At 37.5% G+C, this 14,279-nt stretch carries 16 protein-coding genes and 3 pseudogenes; 6 read left to right on the forward strand and 13 right to left on the reverse strand.

Annotated elements, in window-relative coordinates; all coding sequences use genetic code 11:
* The 5 genes and pseudogenes from WIW52_RS08445 to WIW52_RS08465 form a co-directional block, all read right to left on the reverse strand.
* Positions 1-225 (reverse strand): annotated as a pseudogene (locus WIW52_RS08445) (IS5/IS1182 family transposase); the annotation flags it as partial.
* A gap of 189 nt (positions 226-414) precedes the next feature.
* Positions 415-600 (reverse strand): hypothetical protein, encoded by a 186-nt coding sequence (locus tag WIW52_RS08450; protein ID WP_337709895.1) that lies wholly within the window; start codon positions 598-600, stop codon positions 415-417.
* A gap of 94 nt (positions 601-694) precedes the next feature.
* Positions 695-1,135 carry a nucleotidyltransferase domain-containing protein gene (locus WIW52_RS08455; RefSeq protein ID WP_337709867.1) on the reverse strand — a complete coding sequence of 147 codons (441 nt, stop codon included), beginning with the start codon at positions 1,133-1,135 and terminating at the stop codon, positions 695-697.
* Positions 1,098-1,526 (reverse strand): HEPN domain-containing protein, encoded by a 429-nt coding sequence (locus WIW52_RS08460; RefSeq protein ID WP_337709869.1) that lies wholly within the window; start codon positions 1,524-1,526, stop codon positions 1,098-1,100. Before WIW52_RS08460 ends, WIW52_RS08455 begins: the two co-directional genes overlap by 38 nt.
* 649 nt (positions 1,527-2,175) lie before the next feature.
* Positions 2,176-2,503, reverse strand: a pseudogene (locus WIW52_RS08465) (IS607 family transposase); the annotation flags it as partial.
* A 333-nt stretch (positions 2,504-2,836) separates the two neighbouring features.
* Here WIW52_RS08465 and WIW52_RS08470 point away from each other — a divergent pair.
* Positions 2,837-3,889, forward strand: a complete 1,053-nt coding sequence (locus WIW52_RS08470; protein WP_337709870.1) for a GH12 family glycosyl hydrolase domain-containing protein — start codon at positions 2,837-2,839, stop codon at positions 3,887-3,889.
* Between the two features lie 116 nt (positions 3,890-4,005).
* Here WIW52_RS08470 and WIW52_RS08475 read toward each other — a convergent pair whose 3' ends face one another.
* The 4 genes and pseudogenes from WIW52_RS08475 to WIW52_RS08490 form a co-directional block, all read right to left on the reverse strand.
* Positions 4,006-4,545, reverse strand: a complete 540-nt coding sequence (locus WIW52_RS08475) for a hypothetical protein (protein WP_337709872.1) — start codon at positions 4,543-4,545, stop codon at positions 4,006-4,008.
* 556 nt (positions 4,546-5,101) lie between these two features.
* Entirely contained in the window at positions 5,102-5,788 is a 687-nt protein-coding gene (locus WIW52_RS08480) for an HAD family hydrolase (protein ID WP_337709874.1), read from the reverse strand.
* Positions 5,789-6,175: 387 nt separating this feature from the next.
* Positions 6,176-6,357 (reverse strand): annotated as a pseudogene (locus tag WIW52_RS08485) (alpha/beta hydrolase fold domain-containing protein); the annotation flags it as partial.
* A gap of 295 nt (positions 6,358-6,652) precedes the next feature.
* Positions 6,653-8,521: a protein kinase domain-containing protein gene (locus WIW52_RS08490; protein WP_337709876.1), complete on the reverse strand. Its 1,869-nt coding sequence runs from the start codon at positions 8,519-8,521 to the stop codon at positions 6,653-6,655.
* Between the two features lie 507 nt (positions 8,522-9,028).
* On the opposite strand from WIW52_RS08490, the gene WIW52_RS08495 reads away from it, so the two are divergent.
* The 5 genes from WIW52_RS08495 (at position 9,029) to WIW52_RS08510 (ending at position 12,497) form a co-directional block, all read left to right on the forward strand.
* Positions 9,029-10,306 (forward strand): ATP-binding protein, encoded by a 1,278-nt coding sequence (locus tag WIW52_RS08495; RefSeq protein ID WP_337709878.1) that lies wholly within the window; start codon positions 9,029-9,031, stop codon positions 10,304-10,306.
* Positions 10,307-10,426: 120 nt separating this feature from the next.
* Positions 10,427-10,582 carry a hypothetical protein gene (locus tag WIW52_RS08500; protein ID WP_337709880.1) on the forward strand — a complete coding sequence of 52 codons (156 nt, stop codon included), beginning with the start codon at positions 10,427-10,429 and terminating at the stop codon, positions 10,580-10,582.
* 12 nt (positions 10,583-10,594) lie between these two features.
* Positions 10,595-10,771, forward strand: coding sequence for a DUF973 family protein (locus tag WIW52_RS11305; protein WP_443295636.1), 177 nt, complete (start codon positions 10,595-10,597; stop codon positions 10,769-10,771).
* A 31-nt stretch (positions 10,772-10,802) separates the two neighbouring features.
* Positions 10,803-10,994 carry a hypothetical protein gene (locus WIW52_RS08505; RefSeq protein ID WP_337709882.1) on the forward strand — a complete coding sequence of 64 codons (192 nt, stop codon included), beginning with the start codon at positions 10,803-10,805 and terminating at the stop codon, positions 10,992-10,994.
* A gap of 396 nt (positions 10,995-11,390) precedes the next feature.
* Positions 11,391-12,497 (forward strand): hypothetical protein, encoded by a 1,107-nt coding sequence (locus WIW52_RS08510; protein WP_337709885.1) that lies wholly within the window; start codon positions 11,391-11,393, stop codon positions 12,495-12,497.
* Positions 12,498-12,623: 126 nt separating this feature from the next.
* Here WIW52_RS08510 and WIW52_RS08515 read toward each other — a convergent pair whose 3' ends face one another.
* The 4 genes from WIW52_RS08515 to WIW52_RS08530 form a co-directional block, all read right to left on the reverse strand.
* Positions 12,624-12,863, reverse strand: a complete 240-nt coding sequence (locus tag WIW52_RS08515) for a hypothetical protein (protein WP_337709887.1) — start codon at positions 12,861-12,863, stop codon at positions 12,624-12,626.
* A gap of 18 nt (positions 12,864-12,881) precedes the next feature.
* Entirely contained in the window at positions 12,882-13,247 is a 366-nt protein-coding gene (locus WIW52_RS08520) for a protein kinase domain-containing protein (protein WP_337709889.1), read from the reverse strand.
* Positions 13,244-13,387: a hypothetical protein gene (locus WIW52_RS08525; RefSeq protein WP_337709891.1), complete on the reverse strand. Its 144-nt coding sequence runs from the start codon at positions 13,385-13,387 to the stop codon at positions 13,244-13,246. The genes WIW52_RS08520 and WIW52_RS08525 overlap by 4 nt, the downstream gene beginning before the upstream one ends.
* Before the next feature lie 231 nt (positions 13,388-13,618).
* On the reverse strand, positions 13,619-14,008 hold the full coding sequence (locus WIW52_RS08530; protein WP_337709893.1) for a hypothetical protein: 390 nt from the start codon (positions 14,006-14,008) through the stop codon (positions 13,619-13,621).
* Positions 14,009-14,279 lie beyond the last annotated feature (271 nt).

A 14,279-nucleotide genomic window follows, 5' to 3' on the forward strand; every position in this document is an offset into this window, starting at 1 on the left:
TCTCAATACTCCTTCAATAGCCCTATAAGGTAAGAACAAGTGGAGGAATGCTAGGAATTCGTTGAACTCCTTTGGTGCCTTGTAGGTTTTCTTTGCATGTCTATTCTCCTCTGCTAGTAAATCCCACCAGTGTTCGAAGACGTAGAAGGGGAACATTAGGGTATATCTCATTATAACGTTCTCGTCGTACTTGTGCCAATCCCTCTTGTACTTACTCTTTCCCATGAGTAATACTCGTAATTATTTTTTATAAATTTTTGTATAATTCTGAAGTAGCCCACAAAGCATTCCTTCTTTCAAATCATATAACGAATATATGTACCCTAGTTGTAAATGTAATTTAAACGCTTAACTACATCCTCTCATGCCCTCTCTCAAGGATAGCAATCTTTCCAGCTCAACCTCCGTTTGTCCCTACACTATCATTTCAATCATTTTATGTTCATTCATGATCGAGTGTAGGGACTTAGCCCTCAACCACCCACTTACTGTAGGTGGGTCATGGGACTCCTTCGAGCCCAACGGCACGGGGCTCACATCTCCGTAATCTCTCCCACCCTTTTGGGCATAGCCCACATCGCAACGTGAAAAAGGATTCAGCCCATTAAAGAAGTCCTCCCTTAGGTGATGCACAAAAGCTTCCATCACCGAAAGTCCTATCTCCTCTCACTCTCGAATACTTTTAAGGAATATCTCACTCCATCACACATTTCCTTATAGTCCTACCCACTGAAAATTTACCATAAGGTAATATTAGTATGGCGTTGTAAGGTTTTACTTCCTCACAATACTTCTCCAGTAATTCCTTGACCCCCATTCTGTCATAAGCTATGCAATACGCAATACTAACACCCATCATTACTGTGCCTAAAGTTAAGTTCTCCTTGAACTCCTCTTCATCAAAAACTGTCGTATCTAGCCTTACTCCAGTCTCTTTGAGGAATGAAAGTCTCTCCTTAGAAAAGTCCTTATTACTGCCCTTCCTAACCACTATTAGCACGTCTACGTCGGAATCTTTTCTGTACTTCCCTATCATCCTACTGCCGTAGAATATTATGGCTAAAACGTCGTCTCGTATTATCTTCTCCCTTGCTAAGTTAAATAATTCCATGTTTTCTAAGGAAAGATTCAGCAATTTTTAACACCTTTTCTGAGTAATCTATCCCTTGTCTGCACATCTCCTCAGTAATTATTTCTTCCGGTGTTTTTATATCTTGCCCGTTTATTACGGGATACCTAGATATACTCCAACCACCCGACAAATAATCCAAAGCTTCAAGGACTATGTCTAAATCTTTTCCTAATTCTTGTAAATTGTTGGAGACATCAGCAATTAAATCGTGTTCCTTCCTATACATTAGCTTAACCTCAAGCATTGCTCTAACGCTTTTTTCCACAGATTGTTGAGAGTAAAAGAAGCACTCTGGGTAATCTTTCAACGAAAGGGCTTGTTTAGCCCTTTGGTTATCCTTAATAGCGATTGAGAAATAAGCCTTGGCAAACTCCTTATACTTTCTCGGTATCATCTAAACTCAGTTTATGGGGTGAGATTAAAAGTTATCAGATCCTTGATTTGTTAGAGCTTCTTAGGTCTTAAGCTATACATTTTCACGATATTGACTCCTTATACAAAACATTTTAGTAAGATTTGTAGAGTATGCCAAACTATTTCTATTGTTCTTAATGTCTAGGTGTTATGTTCACAGCGTTATGGTAGGAAGAAGTAGGTTGAGTTTTGGGGTTAGGCTAAGGTTGTTGATGAGATGTGGACTTACTTATACTAGGGCTATTTACAAGTGGTTGTTTCGTTTACACTTCTTTATTCTTCAGTTAGGGTGAGAGGTTCTTCAAGGAATAAGCTCTGGAGAGTGGGTTAGCGGTGATTATAATGTTTACTTCTCCTTGAGGACTCATCGTTTGTTAACCCTAACTCGTTAAGAGGGCGACAAAGGCTATAATTGGATTAAGTATTCTCTTGCGATAGCCTTATGGGAGAGAAAGTTTATTCCAGATTTAATCTTGGTGAAGGAGGTAGTCTTATTTACGAGTCCATAATTTATTGCATCCTCTAGTATCTTTTTATACTCTTCTTAGACTTCCTTCAACTTCTGGTAGGTCTTATAGTCTACTTTGACCCTTAACTTCACTGCCCTCTCCACTTAACTCACCTATCAACTATTTTACACCTTGAACTAGGACTGTCTTCTTATGACTCCTCATTCCGTAAATTTAACCGGCTAATGACGTAATGATGGAAATCATATCTTCCACAAGTTCTTGTGTGGCATCCTTAGGTTCTTCTCCGAAAACAACCTCAATCTTAACTCCCATGGTTGAAAAGAATTCCTCAAGGTACTCGAAGCCGAAACCTCGTTAGTCTGTCTTTGTAGGTTACTAATACGACGTCTACACTCCTTCCCTCAACAAGTTTGAACAGCCTTAACAATCCTTTTCTTTGTGTGTTTAACCCGCTTGCAGTATCTTTCAGTGCTTCAACTACCTTGTTCTCACCTACTTTGGAATTCCAGAGACTAAGGGAAGGACTCTAGAGGAGAGTTCGGGTGAGGTAACGGTAATAGAAGAAGTGGAAGAAAAGAGTTAGGAAAAAGATATTATCTCTAAATATCAAAATTTTTTATTATAGCTATATTAATAAATTATAATAGATACTAAACACTTATTAGCTCCGATTAGCTCTTCTAGTTCTTATGATAGCATATTTTGAGCGGCTAATCTTATATATACAATGACGTTCTTGATGATTTTTAGGATATATTTTGACCTTGAAAATAATCCATGTGAGATTTTATATTTCACGATCACAAATTCTAAAATCATGAAAAAAGGGATAGTAATTTTGGTAACACTTACATTAATACTCATTTCAGCCTTGGCTTTCGTACTCTCTAACGCTAAGCATAGTTCGACCATTCCCAATAGTAACCAAACTTATCTTGGCTCTTTTACAAACGCGTCCAGTTTAAATACCAATTCTAAGAGTTCTACCTTATTATTCTACAACAAATCCTTCTTAAGGATAAACTTAATGGAGTTTAACACTTCCTTTAGTTTGATAGGGGAGAGGGGCCCTACTCTCTCCTATCCCATTTCGGAAGTTTACAGCACTAATAACTCTCTCTTCGTATCTACTTTTCTATGGAACATGGAGAGTTCTGACGGAATCGTTAATATGACTTTAAAACACGGTCTACTTAACGTTTCAGTAAACCTTACTAATTTCGAAAAAATACAAAATAATATTCCGGTAGATGGTTATCCAAGTTTAATGTACGGAAAAGAGTGCTGGTTCCCCTTTTACGGCTCAACTATACAATTACCAGAATTACCTCTACCACAAAAACTTGATTCTTTACCCGACTTTTATTCCCAAGTAGACTTCAAACTTTACCAACTAAACGGAAGTATAGACGACTTCTCTTACGATATTTGGTTAACTCAAAATCCTAACGTGACCGTCTTACAATATCCTTGTATAGAGGTCATGATCTGGATGTATCATGAGGAGAACATTTCTAGTTCATATTTTATTAATGAAGGTAATGTGACTGTTACAGCCGTTATTAACGGTAGTATTGAAAATGAGACTTTTACTGTATACGTTTTACCTCATACCGGTTCTGCTAACGGATGGATAGGCGTATACTATGTGTCACAAAAGGAGCTAGAGGGCAACATATCCCTACCGTTATCTTACTTAATAAAGCAGTCTGTTAACTTTGCTAGCAAAGTCTTTCCTTCTCTGTTCCTAAGTCAATACTATCTAAACGCTATACAAGTTGGCATGGAATTTAACAATGACCCTCAGGGAAATGCTAAATTGGGTTACGAATTGTATGGATGGTTTTTGTACTTTAACTCAACGGCGTGATAAAGAATAGTCTGTTTTCAGAGGTTTTATAAAAAATGGGATAGCTTAAAACAATCATTTGTATAGGAAATTTCTTTATGAACTATCATGTTACTTAACTTAAGTTTCTTACACCATCATCGAATATTTAGTGACTTTGTATCTCCTAATAGATTTGCATTCATTAGAAGCCCTACTATTCCTACCATTTTCACCACGTCTCCCAATATTGCTACTATTCCTAGATTCACAAGATATAACGGTAAACCTGCAGTAAATACCACAGCTCCCCAAAAGAATAATGAGGAGTAGCCGAAATTGAACTTTTTAGTAGTGAGGTATATGGAGATTCCAGCTATAGGCTCTAACGTATATCCTGCCAGGATTATCTCTATACCGAGGAATTTACCCAGAGAAGCCAATATTAACCCTAAAAAGGTAATAATTATTGCTGGGATTGCGAAGTAGTCCATCAATTTTGGCTTTTCTAACTGCGATTTATGATACGAGAGGAAAGAAGGTATTGCTAAAAACCATACTATCCACATGATTACTAAGAAAGGTAAGGATAAAGCGTAGGTAATCCCGTTTAAGTCTAATAGTACTAATCCAGCTAGAATTATAAGGGAAGCAATCAAACTGATTATATTTCCTCTCCTTAAATAAGACTTTATCATAAGTGTAAACTTATGTACATAATATTAAAAATCATGTAAAGTTTATTAGATATACAGTTTTTTAACTTGAAACGAAAATTAATTATCACAAAATTTTCTTGTTCAGGTGAATAGAGAGTACACTAAGATGCGGACTAGAGGCTTGTCACAGCGTATAAAAGCCTTACTAAAAAAGGGGTTAAGGGGGAGGATAGCCTCACCAGCGGGGATGGATAGCCCCTTATATTTAAATACTTCTTTGCCAAAATTTCTTTTAGTGACGCTAACGACGCTCCTCAGCTCTATTGAGGGCTTAATGGGACTGTGAGAGAGGCATTTAGTATCTCTTTAAGGTACTGGACGTTATGGATGAGATCCCTCTTTTCATGTGAGGGAGTTATGGCTATCTCGACTGCCCACCAAATGTAAACTCGAATCGATGGTAGAAACGGTGAGAGGGGGAATCCTCGCTCTTCTAAGGCAATGAGGAGTCAGATACGGTATGATTAACAGATTGTGTAGTTTTAAGACGTTTTTCTTTAGGACTTTGACAATGTTATCTACGCGTGAAGTCTTCTCATGTTTCTCTCTCCACTAAGACACTCTCTTTTTCTATTTCCTTAAGGACTTCCTTTAAGCTGGAGTACTTTTGACTAATTTCATCGTAGGCGTCTCTCCTATCTAATAGAGCACCTCGAAGTCCCGCATTAATCGCACCTATCACATCCACTTCATAAATGTCTCCTAAATGAAGAGCTCTGTCTCTACCCTCAGGTATGGCTAGCTTGAATATCTCAGGATCGGGTTTTACTTTTCCTACTTCAAAGGAAAAGACTGCTTTGTCAAAGTATTTCCTCAGACCGAACGTCTCTAGGTATTTCTTAGCCTTGCCGTTACTTGCAGCATTGCTTATGAGTACGGTCTTTAATCCTAAAGACTTAACGGCCTCTAAAAACTCTACAACATCATCGTACATCAGAACTTCTTTTTCAGCGTTCTTCCTCGCTTCCTCAATTTTCTCTATGTCTTTGTCACTCAATTTAAGCCCTAATTCGTTAAATATCTCTCTTAACGAGGGTGTGTTATTTCCGTTAGGGTTAGGTTCTAATTTTTTGCCTCTTATCTTAGCTGAAACTCTGAAGAGCTTTTTTGCAGGTATATCGTAGCCTAAGTCTTTGAGGGCTTGTGATATTACTTCGTAACCCCACGGTCTGTTGTATATTAAAGTGTCGCCTAAGTCCAGTGAGATTATTTTTATCTTCATTGGAAGTCTTAAAATTCATATCAGATAAAAAATTTTGTTAGGGTTCTCGTGACTTTTGTGTGAAGACCAAATACCTTTGCTGAATACTACGCGCTAAATATATAACAGGTAGAGATGTACTTTAATATACCGAAGAGACAAAGAAAAAAGGGTAGAGAGGAGAGAAGATTATTAAGATTTCATAAACAATATTAACTTTAAGCGTTAACACTTGAGTTATAGGTAGAAAATGTATGTATATTGTCTGGCATTACTGAAATTTTAGATAATAAATTTGGTATAGGGATGAAGATTTTAACATTTCTTTAGTTACTTGTTAACCTACATGTTTCACGTATGGGTTTAAAAAACAACACTAAAAACAGAATAACTTTAATCATTCCACACTTAACTATAGAGAGCATCCTTTAAAGTTGAGCCAATTATCCTTATAGCAGACTTACTATGTCGGGTACAGTTAGAAATCCATAGACCATACCGTTGAATCTTGTGGAAACTGTCTCGACTCCGTTTTTGGCTAGTTTATTAGCATATACCTCTCCTTGATCTCTGAGCGGATCATATTCAGCCTACTCGATCCACTTTAGCCATTTAAAGTTTTAAATTGATAGGAATCAGATTGTAGTATATTACTTATATTTAGCAAATATTTTACCTTGTTAATACTATTTTCATCTATTAAACAACCCGTATTTTCTTCATTGTCAGCTTTGTAAAGAGAGAAGAATTTCATCTAAAAAGATTATTTCAATCTCAAGAGTTCTAGTTCGCCTTGACTCTACGTTTTCTCACCAGATCTTCCTAGTTAACAATTTGTACTCTAGAGTATATCCTCACTTTTAGAATGTTTTATATTAGAATTGACTAGGAACAAATAGTAGGATCTATCTTTTTTATCATGTCAATTACTTCTCTGGCTGTAGGCCTTCTCAGGGGTTCTATTGAGAGCATGGACTTCAGGAGCGGGTCTATTTTCGGGTCTACATTTACATTCCAATACATTAATTTCATCCTCGCCTTATTGACCTCGCTCCTCACACAGTTGGTGTCTCTCTTTATGTAACAGTCTATAGCATTGTTCATCTCGTTAAGGTCAGGTCTATCCATTTTTCTTGTAAGTAGTACGTAAGCTGTCATTCCCAACGCGTAAATATCAAAGTAAGGTTTTGCCGGCTCCAGAAAGACTTCAGGCGGAGAATACTCAGGAGTGATTTGCTTGACTTTACCGTTAATCCTTACAGCACTCCCGAGGTCACCTAGCTTAAATGTCACTTTGTCCAGTTCAGACGGGTCTTTAGGTCTCTCACTTAGAAAGATGTTTTGGGGTTTGACGTCCATATGGACGAAACCCTGAGAGTGTATGTAATCCAAGGCTTCTGCAACTCCGCATATAGCTCTTAACACATTCCGTTGCCACTTAGAGCTGTAATAGAACAAGTCCTCGCCTAACAAGTCCTTTAGTGTCCCCCCGCCCATGTACTCCATTACTATCATCGGTGGGTTTTTCACGTATAAGTCAGACCTCCCTTTCAGTATACCATCAATGACAAATGTATCAACGTTAACAGCATAGATTTTCACGATGTTTTTATGGTTGCTAAGATTAACTAAGTTAGAGGCTTCTGTAGCTAAATCCCTAAAAAATTCTTCAGGATTACCTCCGTACAATTTTAGCACTTTTATAGCTAAAGGTTTGCCAGAATACTCACCCTTCAATACGTAACCGTTCCCGCCTTCTCCTATCACCTTCTCTATTCTGTAGACCGAAAGAGTGCGGTTTATCCACACATTAGGATCCCAATTACTCAAACTCCTGCCCATTAACGGTCTAGAAGGTGTTTGGGGCAGATTTTGTGATGACGACGTCGGAGGTCCTTGATGTGAGGTTTGCGGTTGGACTATTGGTCTATAGGTCATTATTACTGAAGTCCCCACAGTAGCGTTACCACTTCTCCTATCGGGAATGTAAGTTATGTTACTGCAAGTGACCTTCCTTGCACTCCAATTACAGTCAAAAGGGTAGTAAAGTATATAGTCACCTTGATAGTAGTTGCTAGGATAATACTTACTTCCGTTTACATAAATCAGGGGTAAGCAGCTAGGTGGTAGCCCTCTAAAGATAAACATCACGGGTGGTGGAGGGCTAGGGTTTATAGGTTGATAGGGCGTCTGCGGGTTACTTTGAGGGGTGGGTTGAGGAGGTTGATTTTGGTAATTACCACTTTTCCTTCTCGGTATGCCGTAACCGAGGGCTCTAGCCGTAGAGAGAGTTGCCGTTATAAATAACGGGTCTAATGCGAACGTCTCTAATATATTCGACGGTAAAGGGAAATTAGGAGGGTAAATAAATATAAAGATGTTTATCATTGCGTAAAGATAGGTTATGAAAATTCCACCCACGTTGACAATTATTCCGCTATTTCCATTGCCCTTATAAACAATTAATAAACCTGATATGAGCCCAACTAGAGAAAGATAGGCTTCACTTGTTATCAGATTGTGGACGGAAACGGCGTTATTTACTTGTGTAATTGCATAAAGAAAGGGGTACAAGAAGGTGAATAGAGGGATAAATGGTGAAAGTCTACTCCTCTTACCGTAAACTATTAGAAAAATTACGCTTGTAACGGCATAGAGCAGGAAATATGAGTTTGGAAATGGGAAAAGAGACACTATCCACACATACAATAATGTGACTAACACCAAGTTTATTATATATACTGACTTGTTCACATCATATACGTTATATGAGACTTTAATAAGAATTACGATAATCGTTCCTGCAAGGGAAGTAGAATAATATACAGAATTAATTAAGGGAAATATTAGAGTGATGAGCCAAAAACCCATTATCCTGATTCAGTGTGGTAAAAACAACGCCTAACGTTTAGCTTAGGTAATAAAATTTTCAATCTTTCTTGCGATTATTTCTGTCGATGACGGGTGTATCTGGGTACATATAGGTGACTCTCATTTTTAAAGCATAAAATAGCGTAACCCTCACTCTGATAACTTAACTCTCGTGTCATTTATTATTTGAAGTTTCGTTACCTAATTGTATCTCGTGATAAGAGGGAAAAAAGTAGCTATTTTTGACTCACAAGTGATTCACTTTCTCGCTATTTTTGACTCACAAGTGATTCACTTTCTCGCTATTTTTGACTCACAAGTGATTCACTTTCTCGCTATTTTTGACTCACAAGTGATTCACTTTAAATACTCTTCTTCCTATTTTTACATGTGGATAGAGAGAAAATAATACAAGCGTTGATAGACTGGAACTTCTGGTACAAATCTCAATTTACCGGTGTTCCCAGAGATTACACTGATAAAGTGATCCAAGTACTAAATGAAGGTATAGTTTGTGACCTAGTCGGAGTAAAAAGAGCCGGTAAGTCCACTATCTTTAACCAAGTGGTTAAGAAACTAGTGGAAGAGAAGGGCGTGAACCCTTTTCTCACTCTTATTATAAACTTTGAGGACCCGAGGTTAGCAGAAATTAACGAGGGGGGAAAGCTTTTTGATCTGCTTAACGTGTACAAGGAAGAAACCGGAGTAAAAGGTAAGCCTTACATTTTCTTAGACGAAGTTCAAAGGGTAAAGGGATGGGAGGGGTTTGTGAGGTCTTTAATAGATAGAAAAGAAGCCTTTATCTCTGTCTCAGGCTCAACGTCCAAAGTGAACAAAGGTAAAGTGAAAGAGGTGTTAGCGGGCAGACACATCTCTCTGGAAGTATTACCGCTCTCTTTTAAGGAGTTCCTCAGCTTTAAGGGAGTGAAAGTAGAGAGACAGCTAGACGCGATAGCCAGAAGTAGTGAGATAAAGTCCCTTTTTCAGGAATACCTTAAATTTGGCGGATTCCCCATGGTGGTTAACAGTGACGTAAAGGAGAAAGTAATGTTACAACTCTACGACGATATAATCAGCAAAGACGTAATAGAGGAGTGTAAAATTAAAAGGTCGGATAAACTGAAGTCTTTAGCACTGTTTTACGTCTCGAACGTAGGTAACCGAATCTTCCTCAGGATGGTATCACGCACTTTGGAAATCCCCCTGAGGACTGTAGAGAGGTTTACGGCTTGCATTGAAAGCTCGATGTTAATACACTTTGTTAGACCTCTTTCCCCTTCCTTATCCCAGATGGTAAGGGGAGAGAGGAAGGTGTATAGCGTTGACACCGGGCTCTCTAATGTAGTAGGTTACAGACTGAACCAGAACTTGGGCTCACTACTTGAGAATCTTGTCTATCTTGAGTTGAGGAGGCGTTACGGTGGTGACGCCATTTATTACTATCACGGCAAAAACGAAGTGGACTTTTTAATATTACAGCAAAACGAGGTGACGGAAGCTTATCAAGTAACTTATACGTTAAACGATGAAAGGGAAATTAAAGGGATAAGGGAGGTGATGAAGAGAAAAAAGGTGAGAGCGTATGTTATTACCTTTGATGATGAAGAGAGAGTGGAGGAAAACGGGGTGAGAATAGTCAAGGTGTGGAAGTGGGCTTTAGGTTTTTAGTCAGATATTTTTCCTTCGCCATCATAAGTGTTTACCCGTGGCGTAACTTTTCCTTACTTTTAATATAATTCCGCCACGGGCACCCCTCTTAAGGGATCATACACAGTCACCCTTAAATCATTGGGGCTAGTCGAGGGAAACGCCTATATAGGTTTCATTGTGTTATATCTTGGACTTGGAGGAGTAATTGATTCATTGAGGTCTGGAACTTTTCCAGGTAGTACGATGGGTGACACTGTAATTCCTTCGCAACAGTCTGTAAGTGTGTATCAATAGGGCTCAGGAACAATTAAAGGAGGCGTTGTATATATTACTTTATACGCTACTTCTCCAGTAGGAATTTCTTATGCCTCGATACAAGGTACTAACTACTATGCTCCTCCAACTTCAATATCTCCTCAACAACTGATGCAGGGAGTTAACCAAGTTGTAATAAACTATACTCTTATTCATCATAACCGGTAAAGCAATTGACGTAATATCTAAGGCGTATCCTGTGACTGATAGTGTATTAAGTTATGCAAGGTTAGTACTAAATGCAGTCTTTATCTTAATAGCTATAGAAATTATTGTTCAACCGTTTGGTGACGTGACTGCTATAGTTCAGACCTTTGCATGGGGATTAGCAATAGCCTTTGCAATAATAATACCGCTTGTCTACGCACTAGCTAAGAAAATAATCCAATAATAAGGTTTGAGTTATTTTCTTTTCATTCTAATAATTAACATGTAATTTCTAGAATACAGAGATTAATCTTGAGTAATCTTTATTGCCTACTTGAGTCTTCTTTTAATTAGTTAAAACTACCTTTATATTCATGATTAATAAAATTATTTATCTAAAAATAATATTTAAAAATTAACTTGGAGTATTAGCTATGAAATTCATTACTATCACGAGATTTTCCTCTCGTAACTTACATTAATTAAAGTAGTGAGATTCATAAAGAGGGCTTAGCTCATCAATTTTCCTTAAATAGCTTTATTTTTAAACTTTGTCAACACAATTCTAGGTTATTAATACTGCTCTAGAACGCGAACTTATTTAAGTAAAGTTTATAAAGACATGTCTTTTTTTGGATATATGACTTCATTAATAGCTAAGTACGGTAATCTAATATTTTCCTTTTCCTTTTTTATTCTTACTTTGTCTGTTATAATATGGGCGCTTATGTCGTACGGTATATCTGTGATTCTTTATTACATAATATTAATTGTTAGCTACTACATATTTATTGTTCGTTTAACTAAGGGTAAAAATTTGAGCCCGCGTCAGAGGAGGGCGTACGGTCAGGCTTTTCTGCTCACATTCATGTTCTCATCTTTCGGACTAACTTTGATGTTGTCATATTCAGGACTAACGTATATCAACAGTCCAGCCCTACTAGTACTAATTCTTCTTATTATACTGTTTAATTTTTTATCATTTCTTGGTATTCTTGACGCTATTAATCATATTCGCAAAAGTAATCCTCAACAGCCCAATCCACCACCGGTTTATCCTCCTTATCAACAATACCCATATCCTAAGAGGAGGTTTCCAATAAAGACTGTAATTGGTGTCGCAATTACAGTTGTTGTAGTATTAGGAGTGTTCCTCGTAGTCCTACCAATATTCTTCGGCTCCCTACCAATATTCATCCGCCCCTCTTACCCAATAACGGTCTCGGACTTGCAAAGCATTTACGGTGGCAGCTGGGAAATTAAAGCTAGCTCGAGCTATGTAATTTCAATATCTAACTCTTCAGTTACTATCTTGTACTTTAACGGTACTACAAAGACTTTTCCGGGAACGCCTTCTAACGATACTTGTTATGTCTTTAGCTTAGGAGAAGAGCCTGATTCCTACCTTTCGAAAAAGGTATTCGTAACATTCTCCTACATAATCCCTGTAACCGCGAACGAGTATGAAATTTGCAATGCGTTCGAGGCTGTGGTTTACCCCGTAGCTGGATCGCCATTATATACTGAATTAACTACAATGAGTAAGGGAGCTTTCGCTAATACTTTTGGGGTTTCTTTTGTAACGGTTAATGGGAACATAATGTATGGCTATTATCCCAAGAGGCTGCTGGGCTTTTTAGGTCCGTGGGTTGTAATATTGAATAAGGCAAATGGCGAACTCGTGGTGATAGTCGGGTTACCGTATATTAATAGTACTATAGCGAGTGAATTAGCGAGTTATATTTAAACAAGAAAAGTTTTTTACATTTTTATTATATTTTTAGAAAATCTTATTCCTATTTTTTAACAAAGGAATTTTAATGGGTGTGCCGATTGTGTGATCATTAATATAAAGTAGTGCCGTACTACGAGTTTAAGGATTTGAGTATATTAATTTTGAGAAGTATTCATGAACTTCTCTTGCAGTAGGTCTTGCTAATGGGTATATGGAAATCATCTTCATTACGAAATCCCTTATCTCATATGGTAAGTTGGGTTGCCAGTTAGAGAGTTTATTTTCAGCCTCTTTAACCTTTAAGGAAACACAATTCATGTTACCCTTTGTATAACAGTTAAACGCTTCATTCATCTCTTGTAAATCCGGCCTGTCCACCTTCCTGTTTAGTAAAACTTAAATAGTCATACCAAGAGCAAATATATCTAAGGACGGATTTGCAACCCCTCTAAATACATCTGGGGAAGAATACTCTAACGTTAGCTGGTTAATCTTACCATTAATTTTTACGGCACTCCCCAAATCGCCTAATTTAAACTTTACGTTTAGTAAATCTTGTGGGCTTGCGGGCATTTTGGCAAGGAATATGTTTGACGGTTTAACGTCCATATGAACGTAATTATTATAGTGGAGGTAGTTTAAAGCTGAGGAAATTTCCTTAATTGCCTTATACACAGCCACCTTCCAATAATCGCTGTAGTAAAAATTATCGTCCGTGAGCAGTTCCTCTAAAGTACCGTTCATTAATTCCACAACAATCATGGGGGGATTTGTAAGGTAAAGTGCTGTAATATCGTATCAATATTTCTTATCGCTATATCGTCTACGTTAAAGTCGTAAATTCTAACAATATTTGGATGTTCTGAGAGGATTCCTAATTCTGGTACATCTGGACTTAACACCTCATCCGGGTTTCCTTTGAAGAGCTTAAGGATTTTGATTTCAACCTCTTTGTTCTTGTGCTTAGCCTCAAAAACATAACCGTTTCCTCCTTCACCAAAATAGTTTTGAATTTCATAAACTGAATAAACCGATATACTTCTGCCAACCCAGATTTTAGGATCCCAGTTCGTAAGCAGAGGGGGTAATATAGTTGTAGAATTGGGACCTAGAGAAAGCCCTTTCCTCGTAACCTAGCTAGTTGTAATCGATTTACTATAAGAAATTTCCACACAATCGCCCGGTGATACGAAACCGAAATGAATGTTGGGCCTATAGGTACCTTGTGCTGTTGTAACATCAAATGCCTCCCAGCCCTCAACAAAATTTTCTAGTCTTATGTACATAACTCCGTTAAATGTGTAAGTTTTACCACCTACTCTTATAATAGTCATTACATTTCGCGGAAGCCCTCTAACCTTAAACATTACTTTTGGTGGATCTTTTAGTTCTATAAAAGCTATTATACCCCCTACAAAGAAAAAAACCTGAGTTAGCACGAGTAAAGCAGCAACCTTTAATTTCTTGGAATGGTAGCTAAGGCTACAGGCATAATATTTTAAAGCTATCATGATCGTATACATAAGATATAACCCTGTAGCTATCCCAAGAATTGAAGACAATTTAAACGCTGGTGCAATAATACCATACCCAATTCCAAATCCGGTAGCTATTGCAATTTTACTTGACGCAGCAATTAGGACATCGTAATTGGAACACTTATAGACATGTCTAGTATAGTCTTTTTCATAATAGTTGCAACAGGCTTTTAACTTCCCTCAATACAAAATATAGAAAAACATCGAGAAAAGCTTGTATTATTGTGAGATAAAACTTGATAAAACTTGTTAACAG

The sequence above is a fragment of the Stygiolobus sp. RP850M genome, assembly GCF_037389295.1.
Taxonomy (GTDB): Archaea; Thermoproteota; Thermoprotei_A; order Sulfolobales; family Sulfolobaceae; genus Stygiolobus.